The sequence below is a fragment of the Pseudomonas sp. B26(2017) genome, assembly GCF_002113045.1.
GTDB lineage: Bacteria > Pseudomonadota > Gammaproteobacteria > Pseudomonadales > Pseudomonadaceae > Aquipseudomonas.
Genome location: NZ_NEJJ01000008.1, coordinates 131,353 through 148,204, shown reverse-complemented (window position 1 = coordinate 148,204; position 16,852 = coordinate 131,353). Strand labels below are relative to the sequence as shown.

General features: G+C 60.3%; 19 protein-coding genes. 12 read left to right on the top strand and 7 right to left on the bottom strand.

Going from position 1 to position 16,852, the window contains the following annotated elements; genetic code table 11:
- Nucleotides 1-59 precede the first annotated feature (59 nt).
- From CAF79_RS13970 to CAF79_RS13945, 6 genes are read left to right on the top strand one after another with little or no spacing between them, the layout of a single operon-like run.
- Nucleotides 60-2,960 carry a monovalent cation/H+ antiporter subunit A gene (locus CAF79_RS13970; protein WP_085698242.1) on the top strand — a complete coding sequence of 967 codons (2,901 nt, stop codon included), beginning with the start codon at nucleotides 60-62 and terminating at the stop codon, nucleotides 2,958-2,960.
- Entirely contained in the window at nucleotides 2,960-3,304 is a 345-nt protein-coding gene (locus tag CAF79_RS13965) for a Na+/H+ antiporter subunit C (RefSeq protein WP_003192163.1), read from the top strand. The genes CAF79_RS13970 and CAF79_RS13965 overlap by 1 nt, the downstream gene beginning before the upstream one ends.
- A complete protein-coding gene (locus CAF79_RS13960) occupies nucleotides 3,301-4,980 on the top strand; it encodes a monovalent cation/H+ antiporter subunit D (protein WP_085698241.1) in 1,680 nt (559 codons plus the stop codon). The genes CAF79_RS13965 and CAF79_RS13960 overlap by 4 nt, the downstream gene beginning before the upstream one ends.
- A complete protein-coding gene (locus CAF79_RS13955; protein WP_085698240.1) occupies nucleotides 4,977-5,465 on the top strand; it encodes a Na+/H+ antiporter subunit E in 489 nt (162 codons plus the stop codon). Before CAF79_RS13960 ends, CAF79_RS13955 begins: the two co-directional genes overlap by 4 nt.
- Nucleotides 5,462-5,740, top strand: a complete 279-nt coding sequence (locus CAF79_RS13950; protein ID WP_007910754.1) for a K+/H+ antiporter subunit F — start codon at nucleotides 5,462-5,464, stop codon at nucleotides 5,738-5,740. Before CAF79_RS13955 ends, CAF79_RS13950 begins: the two co-directional genes overlap by 4 nt.
- The gene (locus tag CAF79_RS13945; protein WP_007950534.1) at nucleotides 5,737-6,099 is read left to right on the top strand and encodes a Na+/H+ antiporter subunit G; all 363 of its coding nucleotides are present in this window, start codon (nucleotides 5,737-5,739) and stop codon (nucleotides 6,097-6,099) included. The genes CAF79_RS13950 and CAF79_RS13945 overlap by 4 nt, the downstream gene beginning before the upstream one ends.
- On the opposite strand, the gene CAF79_RS13940 is transcribed toward CAF79_RS13945, so the two are convergent.
- Nucleotides 6,096-6,536 (bottom strand): DUF3995 domain-containing protein, encoded by a 441-nt coding sequence (locus CAF79_RS13940; RefSeq protein ID WP_085698239.1) that lies wholly within the window; start codon nucleotides 6,534-6,536, stop codon nucleotides 6,096-6,098. The two genes, CAF79_RS13945 and CAF79_RS13940, sit on opposite strands and share 4 nt — an antisense overlap.
- Nucleotides 6,537-6,630: 94 nt before the next feature.
- On the opposite strand from CAF79_RS13940, the gene CAF79_RS13935 reads away from it, so the two are divergent.
- Nucleotides 6,631-7,017 carry a DUF2946 domain-containing protein gene (locus CAF79_RS13935; protein ID WP_011334690.1) on the top strand — a complete coding sequence of 129 codons (387 nt, stop codon included), beginning with the start codon at nucleotides 6,631-6,633 and terminating at the stop codon, nucleotides 7,015-7,017.
- Nucleotides 7,018-7,111: 94 nt separating this feature from the next.
- Entirely contained in the window at nucleotides 7,112-9,244 is a 2,133-nt protein-coding gene (locus CAF79_RS13930; protein ID WP_085698238.1) for a TonB-dependent siderophore receptor, read from the top strand.
- 37 nt (nucleotides 9,245-9,281) lie between these two features.
- On the opposite strand, the gene CAF79_RS13925 is transcribed toward CAF79_RS13930, so the two are convergent.
- The 3 genes from CAF79_RS13925 to CAF79_RS13915 all read right to left on the bottom strand — a co-directional run bounded on the left by CAF79_RS13925 (nucleotide 9,282) and on the right by CAF79_RS13915 (nucleotide 11,088).
- On the bottom strand, nucleotides 9,282-10,295 hold the full coding sequence (locus tag CAF79_RS13925; protein WP_085698237.1) for an ABC transporter substrate-binding protein: 1,014 nt from the start codon (nucleotides 10,293-10,295) through the stop codon (nucleotides 9,282-9,284).
- A 128-nt stretch (nucleotides 10,296-10,423) separates the two neighbouring features.
- Nucleotides 10,424-10,621: a hypothetical protein gene (locus CAF79_RS13920; RefSeq protein ID WP_085698236.1), complete on the bottom strand. Its 198-nt coding sequence runs from the start codon at nucleotides 10,619-10,621 to the stop codon at nucleotides 10,424-10,426.
- Nucleotides 10,618-11,088, bottom strand: coding sequence for a hypothetical protein (locus CAF79_RS13915; protein ID WP_007950541.1), 471 nt, complete (start codon nucleotides 11,086-11,088; stop codon nucleotides 10,618-10,620). Before CAF79_RS13915 ends, CAF79_RS13920 begins: the two co-directional genes overlap by 4 nt.
- A 408-nt stretch (nucleotides 11,089-11,496) precedes the next feature.
- Between CAF79_RS13915 and CAF79_RS29435 the strand changes: the two genes are divergently transcribed.
- Nucleotides 11,497-11,760, top strand: coding sequence for a hypothetical protein (locus CAF79_RS29435; protein WP_085698235.1), 264 nt, complete (start codon nucleotides 11,497-11,499; stop codon nucleotides 11,758-11,760).
- A gap of 39 nt (nucleotides 11,761-11,799) precedes the next feature.
- Nucleotides 11,800-12,036, top strand: coding sequence for a DUF2789 family protein (locus tag CAF79_RS13905; protein ID WP_085687730.1), 237 nt, complete (start codon nucleotides 11,800-11,802; stop codon nucleotides 12,034-12,036).
- 6 nt (nucleotides 12,037-12,042) lie between these two features.
- On the opposite strand, the gene CAF79_RS13900 is transcribed toward CAF79_RS13905, so the two are convergent.
- From CAF79_RS13900 to CAF79_RS13890, 3 genes are all read right to left on the bottom strand, one after another.
- Entirely contained in the window at nucleotides 12,043-12,246 is a 204-nt protein-coding gene (locus tag CAF79_RS13900) for a hypothetical protein (RefSeq protein WP_085698234.1), read from the bottom strand.
- A gap of 113 nt (nucleotides 12,247-12,359) precedes the next feature.
- Nucleotides 12,360-13,583, bottom strand: a complete 1,224-nt coding sequence (locus CAF79_RS13895) for a methyl-accepting chemotaxis protein (RefSeq protein WP_371917927.1) — start codon at nucleotides 13,581-13,583, stop codon at nucleotides 12,360-12,362.
- 610 nt (nucleotides 13,584-14,193) lie between these two features.
- Entirely contained in the window at nucleotides 14,194-14,598 is a 405-nt protein-coding gene (locus tag CAF79_RS13890; RefSeq protein ID WP_039767046.1) for a TraR/DksA C4-type zinc finger protein, read from the bottom strand.
- Between the two features lie 410 nt (nucleotides 14,599-15,008).
- Between CAF79_RS13890 and CAF79_RS13885 the strand changes: the two genes are divergently transcribed.
- Both CAF79_RS13885 and CAF79_RS13880 read left to right on the top strand, forming a co-directional pair.
- The gene (locus CAF79_RS13885; RefSeq protein ID WP_085698232.1) at nucleotides 15,009-15,614 is read left to right on the top strand and encodes a glutathione S-transferase; all 606 of its coding nucleotides are present in this window, start codon (nucleotides 15,009-15,011) and stop codon (nucleotides 15,612-15,614) included.
- 2 nt (nucleotides 15,615-15,616) lie between these two features.
- On the top strand, nucleotides 15,617-16,723 hold the full coding sequence (locus CAF79_RS13880) for a DNA alkylation repair protein (protein WP_085698231.1): 1,107 nt from the start codon (nucleotides 15,617-15,619) through the stop codon (nucleotides 16,721-16,723).
- Nucleotides 16,724-16,852 lie beyond the last annotated feature (129 nt).

Genomic DNA, 16,852 nt, shown 5'->3' with positions numbered 1-16,852 from the left:
TTGGCGATCCGGGAGCTGGCACGTATGATGCTTCACAAACTTCCGCAGATTAGAAGCCTATGTCTCTGATAGTTCTACTGCTTCTGCCTTTTCTGGGCAGTTGTCTGGCAGCCGTGCTGCCGCACAACGCACGTAACGCCGAATCCCTGCTGGCAGGTCTGGTCGCGTTGATCGGCACTGTCTCGGTCGCGATGCTGTACCCGCAGATCGCTCATGGCGGCGTAATTCGCGAAGAATTCACATGGCTGCCCAGCCTGGGCCTGAACTTCGTTCTGCGCATGGACGGCTTCGCCTGGCTGTTCTCAATGCTGGTGCTGGGCATCGGCACCCTCGTTTCCCTATATGCCCGTTATTACATGTCGCCGGACGATCCGGTGCCGCGTTTCTTCGCATTCTTTCTGGCGTTCATGGGCGCCATGCTCGGGCTGGTGATCTCCGGCAACCTGATCCAGATTGTGTTCTTCTGGGAACTGACCAGCCTCTTCTCGTTCCTGCTGATCGGCTACTGGCACCACCGCCACGACGCGCGCCGTGGTGCGTACATGGCGTTGATGGTCACCGGCGCCGGGGGATTGTGCCTGCTGGCGGGGGTCATGATCCTCGGCCATGTCGTCGGCAGCTATGACCTGGACAAGGTCCTGGCCGCCGGCGATCTGATTCGCGCACATGCCCTCTACCCTATCCTGCTTCCCCTCATTCTTATCGGCGCCCTCAGCAAAAGCGCCCAGTTCCCCTTCCACTTCTGGTTGCCGCACGCGATGGCGGCGCCAACACCGGTTTCGGCGTACCTGCACTCGGCGACCATGGTCAAGGCCGGGGTTTTCCTGCTGGCACGGTTGTGGCCGTCGCTGTCCGGCAGCGAAGAATGGTTTTATATCGTCAGCGGCGCCGGTGCCGCCACGCTGCTGCTCGGCGCGTATTGCGCGATGTTCCAGAACGACCTCAAGGGTTTGCTGGCCTACTCGACCATCAGCCACCTCGGCCTGATCACGCTGCTGCTGGGCCTGAACAGTCCCCTGGCCGCCGTGGCCGCGGTGTTCCACATTCTCAACCACGCGACCTTCAAGGCTTCGCTGTTCATGGCCGCCGGGATCATCGACCACGAAAGTGGCACCCGCGACATCCGCAAGCTCAATGGTCTGTTCAAGCTGATTCCGTTTACCGCCACTCTGGCCATGGTCGCCAGTGCATCCATGGCCGGCGTTCCACTGCTCAACGGTTTCCTGTCGAAAGAAATGTTCTTCGCCGAAACCGTGTTCATCAATGCCACGGCGTGGGTTGAAACCAGCCTGCCGATCGTCGCGACCATCGCCGGCATGTTCAGCGTGGCCTACTCGCTGCGCTTCACCGTTGATGTGTTCTTCGGCCCGACTGCCACCGACTTGCCGCATACGCCGCACGAGCCGCCACGCTGGATGCGGGCGCCGGTTGAACTGCTGGTATTTACCTGTCTGTTGGTGGGCATTTTCCCGGCTCAAATCGTCGGGCCGCTGCTCGCCGCTGCGGCATTGCCAGTGGTGGGTGGCGAGCTGCCGCAATACAGTCTGGCGATCTGGCACGGTCTCAATGCACCGATGATCATGAGCCTGATCGCCATGTCCGGCGGCATCGTGCTGTATCTGCTGCTGCGCAATCAGCTCAAGCGCGGGCGCTTCAAGTACCCGCCATTGGCCGGACGCTTCAACGGCAAGCGAATGTTCGAGCGCAGTCTGGTGGCGATGATGCGCCTGGCCCGGCGGCTGGAGCGGCGGATCGGCACCAAGCGTCTGCAAACCCAGCTATTCCTGATGGTATTGGCGGCAGTGCTGGCCGGCCTGATCCCGATGCTGCACAGCAGCCTGAGCTGGGGCGACCGGCCGAAGATCCCGGGCTCGATCGTGTTCGTGACCCTGTGGCTGCTGGCAATCGCCTGTGCTCTCGGCGCCGCCTGGCAGGCCAAGTATCACCGGCTCGCCGCCCTGACCATGGTCAGCGTCTGCGGACTGATGACCTGCGTGACCTTCGTCTGGTTCTCGGCGCCGGATCTGGCCCTGACACAGCTGGTGGTCGAAGTGGTGACCACCGTACTGATCCTGCTCGGCCTGCGTTGGCTGCCACGGCGGATCGAAGAGGTTTCGCCGCTGCCGAGCAGCCTGCGCAAGGCGCGAGTGCGGCGTCTGCGCGACTTGTTGCTGTCGATTGCCGTCGGCGGCGGCATGGCGCTGCTGTCCTATGCGATGCTGACCCGGCAGACGCCGAACGATATTTCCTCGTTTTACCTGAGCCGTGCCCTGCCCGAGGGCGGCGGCAGCAACGTGGTCAATGTGATGCTGGTGGATTTCCGTGGTTTCGACACCCTGGGCGAAATCACCGTGCTCGCCGCCGTGGCACTGACCGTATTCGCCCTGCTGCGTCGTTTCCGCCCACCGAAAGAAAGCCTGCAACTGCCGGCCCAGCAACGCCTGCTCGCCCCCGACGTGGTCACCGATCTGGTCAACCCGCGCTCGGCCAGCGACACCGCGCTCGGTTTCATGATGGTGCCGGCGGTGCTGGTGCGCCTGTTGCTGCCGATTGCGCTGGTGGTGTCGTTCTACCTGTTCATGCGCGGGCACAACCAGCCGGGTGGCGGCTTCGTCGCCGGTCTGGTGATGTCGGTGGCGTTCATCCTGCAATACATGGTCGCCGGCACCCAGTGGGTCGAGGCGCAAATGAGCCTGCGGCCGCTGCGCTGGATGGGCACCGGTCTGCTCTTCGCTATCGTTACCGGTCTTGGGGCGATGGCGGTCGGCTACCCGTTCCTGACCACCCACACCTGGCATTTCAGCGTGCCGCTGCTGGGTGACATCCATATCGCCAGCGCGCTGTTCTTCGATATCGGCGTCTACGCCGTGGTGGTCGGCTCGACCTTGCTGATCCTCACCGCCCTCGCCCACCAATCGGTCCGGGGCCACAAAACCGCTGCCGCCAAAGGAGCCGTCTGATGGAAGAAGTCATCGCAATCGCCATCGGCGTACTCGCCGCGTCCGGAGTGTGGCTGATCCTGCGACCACGGACGTTCCAGGTGGTGATGGGCCTGTGCCTGCTGTCTTACGGTGTCAATCTGTTCATCTTCAGCATGGGCAGCCTGTTCATCGGCAAGGAGCCGATCATCAAGGACGGCGTACCGCAGGACCTGCTCAATTACACCGACCCGCTGCCCCAGGCGCTGGTGCTGACGGCCATCGTCATCAGCTTCGCCATGACCGCATTGTTTCTGGTGGTGTTGCTAGCCTCACGGGGCCTGACCGGCACCGACCACGTTGACGGAAGGGAGCCCAAGGAATGACGGCGATGACTCACCTGATCGCCGCACCGATCCTGCTGCCGCTGCTGACCGCCGCCATCATGCTGATGCTCGGCGAAAAGCACCGTCCGCTGAAGGCGAAAATCAACCTGTTCTCCAGCCTCCTCGGCCTCGGTATTTCGGTGATGCTGTTGCAATGGACCCAGACCACCGGCGTGCCCGGCTCCATCGGCGTGTACCTGCCGGGCAACTGGCAGGTGCCGTTCGGCATTGTGCTGGTGGTCGATCGTCTGTCGGCATTGATGCTGGTGCTGACCGGGATCATCTGCGTCAGTGCCCTGCTGTTCGCCATGGCCCGCTGGGACGGCGCCGGGTCGAGCTTCCACGCGTTGTTCCAGATACAGCTGATGGGCCTCTACGGCGCGTTCCTGACGGCAGACCTGTTCAACCTGTTCGTGTTCTTCGAGGTATTGCTGGCCGCGTCCTACGGCCTGCTGCTTCACGGCTCGGGCCGGGCGCGGGTCTCGTCGGGGTTGCATTACATCTCGATCAATCTGCTGGCCTCGTCGCTGTTCCTGATTGGCGCGGCGTTGATCTACGGCGTGACCGGCACGCTGAACATGGCGGATCTGGCGTTGAAGATTCCTCTGGTGCCTGAGGCCGACCGTGGCCTGCTGCACGCCGGCGCGGGGATTCTGGCCGTGGCCTTCCTGGCCAAGGCCGGCATGTGGCCGCTGAACTTCTGGCTGGTGCCGGCCTATTCCTCGGCCAGCGCGCCGGTGGCAGCCATGTTCGCGATCATGACCAAGGTCGGCGTCTACACCTTGCTGCGCCTGTGGACGCTGCTGTTCTCCGGCCAAGCGGGCGCTTCGGCTTACTTCGGCGGTGACTGGCTGATCTACGGCGGCATGGCCACCATGGCCGGCGCAGGCGTGGCGATCATTGCCGCGCAACGCCTGGAACGCATGGCCAGTCTGAGCATTCTGGTGTCGGCGGGGATTTTGCTGTCGGCCGTGGGTTTCGCCCAACCGAACCTGATCGGCGCAGCGCTGTTCTATCTGGTCAGCTCGACCCTGGCATTGAGCGCGCTTTTCCTGCTGGCCGAATTGATCGAACGCTCGCGTACCGCCATCGAAGTTCCACTGGAAGACGAAAACGAGCTGCTCCCACGTCCGCAGCAATGGCAACGACCGGTCAAGGGCATCAACCTCGACGACGATCAGAAAGCGGTAGTCGGTCAGGTGATCCCGTGGACCATGGCCTTCCTCGGTCTGAGCTTCATTGCCTGCGCGCTGCTGATTATCGGCATGCCACCGCTGTCCGGGTTCATCGGCAAGCTGAGCCTGATCGGCGCCCTGCTCAATCCGCTTGGCCTCGGCGCTGGCGAACCGATTTCGAATGCCGCCTGGGCGTTGCTGGCCCTGCTTATCCTGACCGGACTCGGCTCGCTGATGGCGTTCTCGCGGCTGGGGATCCAGCGCTTCTGGTCACCAGAAGAACGACCATCGCCGCTGCTGCGCAAACTGGAATGCACGCCGATTTTCCTGCTGCTCGGCCTGTGCATCGCGCTGACCTTCAAGGCTGAACCGCTGCTGCGTTACACGCAGGCGGCAGCCGATGCCCTGAACAATCCGCAGCAATACGTGATGGCGGTGCTCGGCACCCGCGCCGTGCCGAGCCCGGAAGCCAAGGCCGCACTGCTGGAGGTGCAACCATGAAGCGACTGTTTCCTGCTCCTTGGTTGTCGCTGGCGCTGTGGTTGCTCTGGCTGGTGCTGAACCTGTCGGTCAGCCCGGGCAATCTGCTGCTGGGTGCCGTACTTGGTTTCTGTGCCCCGCTGATGATGCGCAAACTGCGCCCGCAACGGATTCACATCCGCCGCCCGGGCACGATTCTGCGTTTGTTTCTGCTGGTCGGGCGTGACGTGATCGTCTCGAACCTGCAAGTGGCCTGGGGCGTACTCAACGCCGGCCGCCGGCCGCTTCGTTCACGCTTCATCAAGGTGCCGCTGGACCTGCGCGATGCCAACGGTCTGGCGGCGCTGTCGATGATCTGTACGGTGGTGCCCGGCACGGTGTGGTCGGAACTGGCGCTCGATCGCAGCATTCTGTTGTTGCACGTCTGGGATCTGGATGACGAGGCGCAATTCATCCAGCACTTCAAGGTCACTTACGAGCAGCCGTTGATGGAGATTTTCGAATGAGTCCGCTGCTGTCGAACGCGATTCTGCTGACGCTGTTCCTGTTTTCCCTGGCGATGGTCCTCACACTCGTACGCCTGTTCAAAGGCCCGTCGGCGCAGGACCGGGTACTGGCGCTGGATTACCTGTACATCGTCGCCATGCTGATGATGCTGACCCTGGGGATCCGCTATTCCAGTGACACCTACTTCGAAGCGGCGCTGCTGATCGCGCTGTTCGGCTTCGTCGGCTCGTTTGCCCTGGCGAAATTCCTCCTGCGTGGCGAGGTGATCGAATGAACGCTGAACTGTCTCTGTGGGTGGAAATCCCGGTGGCGATCCTGCTGGTCCTCAGCGGCGTGTTCGCCCTGATCGGCGCAACCGGACTGCTGCGGATGAAGGACTACTTTCAACGCATGCACCCACCGGCGCTGGCCTCGACACTCGGTGCGTGGTGCGTGGCACTGGCATCGATCATCTGTTTTTCCGCGCTCAAGTCCGGGCCGGTGCTGCACGCATGGCTGATCCCGATTCTGCTGTCGATCACCGTACCGGTGACCACCTTGCTCCTGGCGCGGGCGGCGTTGTTCCGCAAGCGCATGGCCGGGGATGACGTGCCGGCCGAAGTCAGCAGCCGGCGCACTGAAACCGGCAGCTAGATCCAGGCAACAGCCAAGAGCCCGGCTCCCAATATCAGACACAACGGCGAGTAAACCCAAGTGTCGAGCCGGGCAAACCGCGACCCCTTCACTTCCTTGAAAAAACCGACCAGCTCCGAATCGCCAATCGCCCTCGCAAACATCAGCAGTGCAATCGCGCTGATCACCCATTGCAGTGCCCAGTGATGCACGACGGGCAGCCACCATCCCACTCGCATGCATACCAGTGCGGCAATCAGTAGCAGGGCTGCCGCCACCACCAGCGTGATCCAGCCTGACGGCTTGAACGCCGGCCTGAGAGTCAGCCCGCCGCTGTCCACCGGAACCTGCGGCACCACGGCCACGGCCGCCCACTGCCCACCCATCGCCCAATACACATGCATCAGGCTGATTACCGCGAATATCGTCACCAGCCATTGAGCCAACACAAAGGTCATGGTCGAGAATCCTTTAAAGGGATTTGAACAAAACATCCTAGTCGGCATTTTTCCATGTGCACGACCGGTCGGCGGTGCGGTAAAGTGCCGCCCCATGAAATTCACCCGTACCGATCGCTCACTATTGGCCTGGATGCTCTATTGCTGCGTTCTGTTCAACGTGTTCGCCTGCAGCATCGGTCACGGACAAATGGTCGGCATGCAGCTCAACGGTATCGGCGGCCAGTTCTGCGCCGTCGACCCGAGCACCCAGGCGCCGCTCGCCTCGAATCCCGCCGAAGAAAAACTGCCGACGCTGGCCAAGGCCTTCGGCTGCCCGCTGTGCTCCACTGGCGGTATGGGTCCGGCGTTCAACTCCAGCCTGACCCTGGCTATCCTGCCGGAACAACACAGCCCGCCGCTGCCGGCCATTGTCAGCGCTGACCTCCCTGCCCGCTTCATCTGGCCTTCGGCCAATCCCCGCGCTCCGCCGCTCGCCTGAGTGTCCTTGCCCTTTTTGATTTGTCAGCCCACTGCGCCAACGCGCGGCGTTCGCCTGTGCGCTGACTCCGAGACAAGCATTCAGGATTCAATCGATGAAACAACTTACCTTGCTGGCGAGCCTGTGCGGCTGCCTGTCGGTCAACGTCTGGGCGCAATCCACGGTCGATCTGGCGCCGATCACCATTGATGGCGAGTCCGGCGCAGAACCCGGCCTGAGCCTCGACCAATCCAGCGGCATGGCCTCGCGTCTTGGCCTTAGCGTGCGTGACACCCCGGCTTCGGTGGCCATCGCCAACCGCAATGACATCGAACGTCACGGTTCGCAAAACTTTCAGGACGCAGCCAACACCTTGCCGGGGGTGAACGCCAGTGCGCCGCCTGGCTTTGGCGGGTTCGTCTCCTACCGCGGTTTCACCAGCAGCCAGATCACCCAGATGTTCAACGGCGTCAACGTTTCCGGCGGACTGGCGCGCCCCGTGGATTCGTGGATTTATGACCGGGTCGAACTGTTGGGCGGCCCGTCTTCACTGATCAACGGCGCCGGTTCGGTCGGCGGTTCGCTGAACTACGTGACCAAACTGGCCACTCGCGACGAGCAAGCCGTCGAAGGTCGAGTCAGTTATGGCACCTACGACACCACCGAAACCGCATTCGGCCTCAATCACGCGCTGACCGAACCCGGTGCCGACGTGCAGCATTACGCGCGACTCGATGTCAGCCACAACACCAGCAATGGCTACATCGACCGCCAGCAACGCGATGCCTGGAGCGTGGCATTCTCGCTGCTCAGCGACCTGACGCCAAACCTGTCGCACACCCTGGCCCTGGAATATCAGGACGAACACGAGGACAGCCCGTACTGGGGCACGCCGGTGCTCAACCCCAAGGCCGGCGAATTGAAGATCGACAAGCACAACCGCTTCAACAACTACAACGTCGAGGACGGCCGCTACGAGCAGCGGACCATCTGGGTGCGCTCGATCATCGATTACCGGATCAACGACAGCACCAGCCTGCGCAACACCCTCTATCACCTCGACAGCCAACGTGATTACCGCAACCTGGAAACCTATCAATACAACGCCGACAACAGCGCGGTGAATCGCTCCACCGCGTATCAGGTTCGACACCAGGGCGAGCAGAACGGCAACCAGTTCGAATTGCGCCACGACAACACCCTGTTCGGCCTCGACACCACCTGGTCCGGTGGTTTCGAGTACAAAGTCAACCAGACCACCAACTCGCCGCTGAACGTCAAAGGCGCCAGCACGGTGAATCCGAACAACTACCGACCGGGGCACTTTTATGACATTCCCGGAACGATGCCGGGTTTTGTCAGCGACAAGACCAATGAGGTGACGACCAAAGCGCTGTTTGCCGAAAATCGCCTGGCGCTGACCGACAAGCTCTCGTTGCTCACAGGCCTGCGCTACGACGACATCGACCTCGACGTAACCAACCATCGCACGGTGACCGCGAGCAACCCGCGTCATCTGAAGCGCAGCTGGGAGCCAGTCACCGGACGCGTCGGCCTGACGTATCAGTTCATTCCGTCAGCCAATGTCTACGTGCAATACAGCACCGCCGCCGAGCAACCCAATGGCACTCAGGACTTTGATGTCTCGACCGGCAAACAATGGGAAATCGGCGGCAAGTTCGACTATCTGAACGGTCGCGGTTCGGCGACGGTGGCCGCCTACACTATCGAGCGAAAAGATTTCGCGGTGACGGATCCACTGGACCCGACCAGCAGCATTCCGGTCGGCCAGCAGACTTCGAAAGGCATCGAGATTGCCAGCTCGCTACGGATCACCGACAAGTTGCTGGCCGAAGGCAACTTCGCTTGGGTCGACGCGCAATACGATGAATTCAACGAGAAGAACGCCGCCGGCGTAGTGGTCTCCCGCAAGGGCAACACACCGACCAACGTGCCGGACCGAGTCGGCAATCTGTGGTTGACCTACGATTTCTCGTCGCAATGGCAAGGCGGGGTCGATGCGCGGTACGTAGCATCGGTGTTCGCCGATAACGCCAACACCATGACCGTGCCGTCCTACACACTGTTTGGCAGCTTCCTCAGCTACAAGGTGGATTCGCACACCACGGTGACCGGGCGGGTACGTAACCTGACGAATGAGGTGTATGCCGAGTTCGCCCATGTGTCGCCGGCGTATTACCTCGGCACACCGCGTACATTCGAGCTGGCAGTGCAGACAAGGTTCTGATCCACTTTGGCGAGGGCCTGGTGCCCTCGCCACATCGCTACAGACCTGCCTGAACCTTCTGCGCTACGTCCTTCGGCAACCACGCCTGCCACACATCCGGATGCGCTTTCATGAACGCCACCGCCGCATCCCGAGGCGCCGTGTGTTTCTCGCTCATTTCGGCCAGCGCCTTGTTCAAGTCATCGATCGGAAAGTCGACCTTGCTGAAGAATTCGGCAATTTGCGGATACTGCTTCTGGAATGGCGTGGACACACCGATCGACAGCTTGGAAACCAGTGAACGGGTCGGTTTTGGATTGGGATTGTCGGCGTCGGTCAGGGTCTTCCAGGCTTCGGCGTCGAACGGCGGTTCTTCCAGTTGAACCAGCTTGAACTTGCCGAGCAATGGCGTGGGCGACCAGTAATAGAACAGCACCGGTTTGCCCCGGCGGATCGATGAGCTGATTTCAGCATCCAGTGCCGCACCAGAGCCGCTGCGGAAATTGGTGAAGTCATTCTGCAAGCCATAGGCCGTGAGCTTCTGCTTGTTCACCACCTCCGACGTCCAGCCGATCGGGCTGTTGAGGAATCGACCCTTGCTCGGGGTTTCCGGGTCCTTGAACACGTCCTTGTACTTCTTGAGATCGCTGACGCTGCGCAGGTCCGGCGCCAGTGGCTTGATGCCCTTGGCCGGGTCGCCCTTGATCACGTATTCCGGCACCCACCAGCCTTCGGTCGCCCCTTTGACTGTGTCGCCCAGGCTGGCGACCTTGCCTTCGGATTCGGCCTTGACCCAAACCGGACTGCGTCCGGCCCACTCTTCACCAATGACCTGAATGTCATTGTTGGCCAACGCCGTCTCAAGCGTGATGGTGGTGCCCGGCAAGGTGTCGGTCGGCAGGCCGTAGCCCTTCTCGACGATGATGCGCAGGACATCGGTGATCAGGCTGCCGCTTTCCCAGTTCAGGTCGGCAAAGTGGATCGGCGCCTGTGCCGCGCTCACCGCAGGCACCGCCGTCATCAAGCCGAAGGTGGTCAGGCCAGCGGCCAGCAACCGTCGAAATCCGTTCATGCTTTTGCACCTCGTGCTGTTCACAGCAATAGCAGGATGGCCTGACAGAAGACCGCAAGCCTCTGAATACTCAGTCAACTGACTGTAGACGAGGTTCCTGCTTTTTCAGGGGCATGAAACGGATAAGGCTACTTTTCAGACATTTCCTGCAGGCTCTTCAGCTCGCGTCTGACCATGCTGGCGTATTCCGCAGGCTGCAAGGCGTAGATCTGCGAGGCAACCCAACCCAGCCATGCACCCTTCAATTCGCCCTTTGCAGCGAACAATCGACGAGCTTCATCACGGGCGCTGTCGAGGTTCTGCAAATGGAAATCGGCGCGGCTCACTCGCTGGCCTTGAACGTCACCAGTTCGCCCTTGCGCCACTTGGCGGCTTTGGCGGTGACGGCTTTCAGGGTCTTCGTCAGGCCTTCCTGGAGTTGTTCATTGGCGGCGAACACGGTGACCGCGCTATGGCCTTCCTTGAACACGATGGCATGGCCGTCGGCTGTGGTGACGAACGCGTAATCGCCCAGACCGTAAACGGTCATTTTGATTTCGCGAAAGCGGATATCCATCTTGCCGCCTTCACGGCTCGGCAGTACCGACGCGCTGAAATGATCACCGACCTTGAGCTTGAGGCCAGGTTTGTCATCGACCACCAGTGCGCTTTCGGTATCGATCTCGGCAACATAAATGCCTTCGGCGTTCTGCTCGGTGATGTAAACAAAACGCGATTGAAACTGCTTGACCAGCTTTGCCCGCAAATCACCGAGCACGAACAAAGCATGCATATCGAGGTTACTGACTGCCAAAGAAACATCCCCACACTTGAAAAGAGTGCCGCACGCGAATAGCGCGCACGGCAGAAAAATTCGGCTTGGCCGAAGGTGTTGCGCGATGACTCGAATATACGCCTGAGCGAGCGAAGTGCTCATTCAACGCGAGTTGCACAAGACTACTGGAATGCCACTCGCGAAACCTGCAAAGACGTTCTCCAAATGTTGAAGGAAAACGCGTCAAGGCCGGCCAAAGAAAACTGACTACGAACTTTAGGGAAAAAACTCACCAAAAAAAGCACTTTTCCGACATATCGCACGCAAAAAATTGCTTTAGATAGCGCCATACCGTCAACAGGTGTTGGCGATTTTAGAGCAGCGATGCTGTTCGCGACTACCCGCAACACCCTGTAAATGCGGGTCAATCCATGAAAAGGACTTCATATGTGCACTATGACGCATTTTGCCGTGACTCACGAACCCGTCTTTGCCTTGAACACTCCAGTGTTCGAGACTGATCCTACAATTGAGCCTTGTGGTCGGGAGCCGTTGTTTCAGGTGGTCCCGGCGGGCAACAGCTTTTTCCATATCAGGGAAAAGTCGACGGGGCTTGTAAGAGGTTTCCGCGAGAATCATAACGCCGCCTGCGCCCTCGCCCGTTCTCTGGAATCGCGAATCGAACTCCTGACCAGCGAGCACCTCAGATAAAGAGAGTCATCAATCCCGCCATTCTTCAAGGAGTACACCATGGAACTGCCTGCCTACAACCTGACAACCCTGTTCGATCAATTGGGGCTGCCTTCGGAGGAAGCGGCGATTGACGACTTCATCGAAGCCCATCCGCTGGAAGCCGATACCAAGTTGATCGACGCCGACTTCTGGAGCCCGCAACAAGCGCAGTTGCTCAAGGAATGGCTGCGTGCCGATGGCGAAGAAGCGGTGATGGTCGACGAGCTGAATGTGCGCCTGCACCGGGGCAAATGATTTCGATCAGTGCAGGCTGTTCTCTGTTCTGGCGCCCAACTGCGCGAGCCAAGCCGCCCTGCACTCCTCGGCTTCATCGCGACTGGCAAAAGCGGTGCCGCGCTGCTCGCCATTGAGCAGCACCACCCAGCAGACACTTTGCCCCATCGCGCGCAGTCCGGCGGGTACACCGCTGCCGATCATCACCGCGACATCGACTCTGCATTGCATGCTGACCTCCCAACTTCATTAGCAACCTAACTATGCGGGCATGTTAATGAAGTGGATCAAGAGGAAACAGCAACGCCGCTGCACAGCTTAATTGCAGTTCCGGCAACAATGCCTCAGCGCGGTTTCTCCGGTTTGTAGCCCAGACGCAATCCACCCCAGTGGCGTCCCTTGACGATGATGGGCACCGACAGGTCGTGCATCAGCTCGCCGGTATCGCGGGTGTAGGTCTGCAACAGCACCGGTTGCTGATGGCTGCCGCAGCGGATGCCCGTGCGGTCGGCGAATTTGCGTTTGGTGCGATTGTTGACGGTATCGACCTGCACATCCCCGGTCAGCGGCTGGCTGAACACCTTATTATGGGTCGGCACATAACCCTGCTGCGTACAGGCGATGGCGAATACCAGGCCTTCATGACGCGGCAGCAACGGTTCCTGAATCGCCGGCAGCACCTGATCGGTGTAGCGGTCGAAACGGGTCTGGAACTTGGCCGGCTGGGTGCCTGGAATCGGCTGATACTGGCGGTCAAACAGGTCTTCAAGGCTGATGCACCCTTGCTCGACGTCAGCCTCGAAACGCGCAGCAATCTGGCTGGCCCCTTCGCGGGCGAGGTCGTAGATGCGCTGGTGATAGTCATCCAGCCCGACTTCGGCCAAGCGTTCGCTGATGGATTCTGCCTGGCCCTCCATCTGCACCGCGGCCTCGGCCAGGCGACGAGTCTGCTGGTCGCTGATCGCCAGATCGCTGCGCATCTGTTCGATGGCAGTGAACAGGCTGTCGAGCTGTTCACGATTGGTTTCTGCACCCCGGGCAATTTCGCTGACCTGGTTTTCTACACCGGCCGCCAGTCGTGCGATGTTTTCCAGGTGCTGACCGGTGTGTTCGACCTGCTCGACACCCGTGTGCAAATCGTCGGAGAGCTGACGGATCTGCTCCACCACCTGCGCCGTACGTTGCTGAATGTCGGCGACCATCTCGCCCACCTCGCCAGTGGCCGTCGCAGTACGCGCCGCCAGACCGCGCACTTCATCCGCCACCACTGCAAAACCGCGACCGTGCTCGCCGGCCCGGGCCGCTTCGATGGCGGCGTTCAGTGCAAGGAGGTTGGTCTGACTGGCGATGGATTGGATCACCAGCGTCACGCGCTGAATATCGTCGCTGCGCTGGCTCAAGGCTTCGATCAGTTCGCGGCTGGCATTGGCGCGCTGGCTGAGCTGATGCATGCGCGAGATCGAATCCACCAGTTCGGTGCGCCCTGCTGCGCTGCTGTGATGGGCTTCGCTGGCAGCGCCCAATGCCTCGCGGCTGAGCTGCGAAGTGGCCTGTTCAGTGGCGATCATGACTTCAGCGTTATTGACGATCTGCGCAGCGGCGTCGAGTTGCGATTGCAGCTTGCCCGCCAGCTCCTTGACGGAAAAAGCCACGCCAGCAGCCGACAGCGCGTTATGACTGGTGGTGTACGAAAGGTCGCGAGTCAGCTCGGACATCGCGTTGCTGCTATCGACCGGTTGCGCATCAGAGACCGCCCGGGAACGCAGGCGCGGCAGCCAGACGATCAGTACCGCCAACGGCATGCCAACGTATAAGGACCATTCGCCCAGCGTCATCGCGGCCAGCAACAGCATCAGCGCGATGCTTTGCAGGGTCGGCGTCATCCAGCGATTCTTCGGCAAAACAACTGGTGCAGGCCGAGCCGCAACCAGAGATCCATCTCTCGTCATTTTGTTACCCCACGCTTGTTCTCATTGTTGTGGCTGCATTAAACGCCACTACAACGCCATTATCCATGGTCCGTTAGTCGTGGGTCTGTGGCAGGTCAATGGAATGGTGGGCAGGATTTTTCGGCAGACGAGAAAAAGCAAAGATCGCAGACTTTTGCAGTTCACTGAGAAACTGCAAAAGGCTGCGATCTTTTCGCGACGACCCACAGCGAAGGGGCCGCCTCAGGAATCAGGCCTGACGCTGGTGCTTGTCGATCTGCTCGTGACGCTCTTGAGCTTCGATGCAGTACTTGGTGGTCGGGCTGATCAGCAGGCGTTTCAGGCCGATCGGCTCGCCGCTGTCGTCGCACCAGCCAAAACTGTCTTCCTTGATCCGCTCAAGGGCCTGCTCGAGTTGCGGCAGCATGCGCTGGTCGCGATCAATCGCGTTCACCAGCCAGGTGCGCTCTTCTTCCACCGATGCGGCGTCCGCCGGGTCAGCCGGGGTGTCCAGGCTTTCGATGGCAATACGGTTCTGCTCAATGCGCTCATGGGTTTCGACTTTCATGTTCTGCAACAGCTCTTGAAAGAAAGCGTGTTGCTCGGCATTCATGTAGTCATCTGCCGGCATGGCCAGCAACTTGTCCTTTGTCATTGATATCTCTATAAAAAACGTGCATTAAGGCGAATTAGGGAGCGTTCCGGCGAACCGCCTGCGGTCATCGGAAAGGCATCGTTTATTGCAAACGCCACCCGGCACTCAATTTACGAAGGGGCGGCAGTCTAAGGCCCGTTTGAGGCCTCAGCAACTGTAAATACCGGGAATTTGTCCGACAAGGCTCGGAAACTGCTCTGACACAAGCTTCACAGCGCTCATCGGAGTGCGTTTATAGCAAGAAATTCAGTCGAGCGGCTGTATATAGAAGACAAACGTCGGACGAGCGGCGCTTTGTCGCAATTCGTTACGATCATTGACTGCGAAACCAGCCCCTTCTCAAAGACTGACAAATCCCCCCAACCTCAGCTACGTTATGCCCTCTCCGGTTCGACTTGAAGGAACGCGTCATGAAACTGATCGGCATGCTGGACTCCCCTTACGTGCGCCGCGTGGCGATCTCCGCCAAATGCCTGGGGATCGAACTGGAACACGACCCGGTCTCGGTGTTCCGTCACTTCGAGCGCTTCCAGCAGATCAACCCGGTGGTCAAGGCGCCGACCCTGGTACTTGATGACGGCGAAGTACTGATCGACTCAACCTTGATCCTCGACTATCTCGAAGCCCTGTCCGGCAAAACCCTGCTAACTGCAGACCTGACGCAACGGGTCAAAGCCCTGCGCCTGATCGGCCTCGGTCTCGCCGCCTGCGAAAAAGCCGTGCAGCTCTACTACGAACGCAACCTGCGCCCGGCCGACATTCAATACCAGCCGTGGGTCGAACGCGTCGAAGGCCAACTCGCCGCCGCCTTCGCCGCCATTGAACACGAACTCGAAAAACACCCGTTGCCCACCGACGGCCCCCTCCAACAGAACGGCATTACCCTCGCCGTCGCCTGGAGCTTCACCGGCCTCGTCGTCCCCGACCAGATCGACGCGGAGCGCTTCCCGCGCATCGCCCAATACACCGCGTACGCCGAAAGCACCCAGGCGTTCATCAGCACCCCGATGACCTGACCATGAGCACCACCGAAACCGCCGCCCCGGCCCTGAAAGAAATCTTCAACGCCGAACGTCTGCAACACATCGCCACAGAAATGAGCGCCGTGTACCCGGCGTTCAAGGCCAAGGCATTTCTCAAGCATGCCAACGACGGCCTCGCCGACCTCTCCGTCATGCAGCGCATGGCCCGCGTCAGCGAAAGCCTGCACCACGTGCTGCCGCTGGATTACGCAGACTCCCTCGCCGTCCTGCGCGAACTTGCCCCGCGACTGAACAGCGGCTTCGTCAGCATGTGCCTGCCGCACTATGTCGCGAGCTACGGCGCGCACGCGTTCGATACCTCGATGGAAGCCCTGAAGTACTTCACCACCTTCGGCTCCTCCGAATTCGCCATCCGCCACTTCCTGCGCAGCGATCTGGAACGTTCGCTGGAACTGATGCACGACTGGGCGCGAGATGAAAACCACCACGTCCGAAGACTGGCCAGCGAAGGCAGTCGTCCGCGCCTGCCTTGGTCGTTTCGGCTGGAACCGGTGCAGGCTGATCCCCTGTTGGCTGCCGGGATACTTGACCGGTTGAAGGCCGATGAAAGTTTGTACGTGCGCAAGTCCGTGGCGAATCATTTGAATGACGTGACCAAAGAGCATCCTGATTGGGTGCTGGACACAGTTGAAGGATGGTCGCTGGATAACAGGCACACAGCCTGGATTGCCAAGCATGCGTTGCGGAGTTTGATCAAACAGGGGGAATTGCGGGCGCTCGCGGTTATCGGTGCTGGGGCAAAGGCTGAGGTCGAGTTATTGGATGTGAAGGTGGAACCGGCGGTTGTGCGGCTTGGGGAGACGATTACTTTATCGTTTACCGTTCGATCGTTGGTGCCCGTTGAACAGCGGTTGGTGATTGATTATGCGATTGACTATGTGAAGGCCAATGGCGGGACGTCGGCCAAGGTTTTCAAGTTGAAAACGTTGGATTTGGCGGGGTTTGGAAGTGAGGTTGTGGCGCGGCGGCAGGTGATCAAGGATTTCACTACGAGGAAACACTATGCGGGGGAGCATGCAGTGCATGTGATGGTTAACGGGGAGCGGCTGGCAACTTCTGCCGTTGAAATAATCACTTCATAACGTCAATACCGGCCGGTTACCCAATCTGTGGTGTGGCTGGGGCGGCAACGGTGACCCAGAGGCCGACCTGGAAAACTCGACGGTGTGCGCGTTTTCAATCCGCAAGGCAAGGCGATAGGACACGTCAGC

Coding starts and splice junctions, on each gene's coding strand:
- CAF79_RS13970 (WP_085698242.1), top strand. CDS start 60: ATGTCTCTGATAGTTCTACTGCTTCTGCCTTTTCTGGGCAGTTGTCTG.
- CAF79_RS29435 (WP_085698235.1), top strand. CDS start 11,497: ATGTGCACTATGACGCATTTTGCCGTGACTCACGAACCCGTCTTTGCC.
- CAF79_RS13895 (WP_371917927.1), bottom strand. CDS start 13,583: ATGATCGCCACTGAACAGGCCACTTCGCAGCTCAGCCGCGAGGCATTG.
- CAF79_RS13890 (WP_039767046.1), bottom strand. CDS start 14,598: ATGACAAAGGACAAGTTGCTGGCCATGCCGGCAGATGACTACATGAAT.
- CAF79_RS13880 (WP_085698231.1), top strand. CDS start 15,617: ATGAGCACCACCGAAACCGCCGCCCCGGCCCTGAAAGAAATCTTCAAC.
- CAF79_RS13900 (WP_085698234.1), bottom strand. CDS start 12,246: ATGCAATGCAGAGTCGATGTCGCGGTGATGATCGGCAGCGGTGTACCC.
- CAF79_RS13905 (WP_085687730.1), top strand. CDS start 11,800: ATGGAACTGCCTGCCTACAACCTGACAACCCTGTTCGATCAATTGGGG.
- CAF79_RS13960 (WP_085698241.1), top strand. CDS start 3,301: ATGACGGCGATGACTCACCTGATCGCCGCACCGATCCTGCTGCCGCTG.
- CAF79_RS13885 (WP_085698232.1), top strand. CDS start 15,009: ATGAAACTGATCGGCATGCTGGACTCCCCTTACGTGCGCCGCGTGGCG.
- CAF79_RS13935 (WP_011334690.1), top strand. CDS start 6,631: ATGAAATTCACCCGTACCGATCGCTCACTATTGGCCTGGATGCTCTAT.
- CAF79_RS13925 (WP_085698237.1), bottom strand. CDS start 10,295: ATGAACGGATTTCGACGGTTGCTGGCCGCTGGCCTGACCACCTTCGGC.
- CAF79_RS13950 (WP_007910754.1), top strand. CDS start 5,462: ATGAGTCCGCTGCTGTCGAACGCGATTCTGCTGACGCTGTTCCTGTTT.
- CAF79_RS13945 (WP_007950534.1), top strand. CDS start 5,737: ATGAACGCTGAACTGTCTCTGTGGGTGGAAATCCCGGTGGCGATCCTG.
- CAF79_RS13955 (WP_085698240.1), top strand. CDS start 4,977: ATGAAGCGACTGTTTCCTGCTCCTTGGTTGTCGCTGGCGCTGTGGTTG.
- CAF79_RS13940 (WP_085698239.1), bottom strand. CDS start 6,536: ATGACCTTTGTGTTGGCTCAATGGCTGGTGACGATATTCGCGGTAATC.
- CAF79_RS13965 (WP_003192163.1), top strand. CDS start 2,960: ATGGAAGAAGTCATCGCAATCGCCATCGGCGTACTCGCCGCGTCCGGA.
- CAF79_RS13930 (WP_085698238.1), top strand. CDS start 7,112: ATGAAACAACTTACCTTGCTGGCGAGCCTGTGCGGCTGCCTGTCGGTC.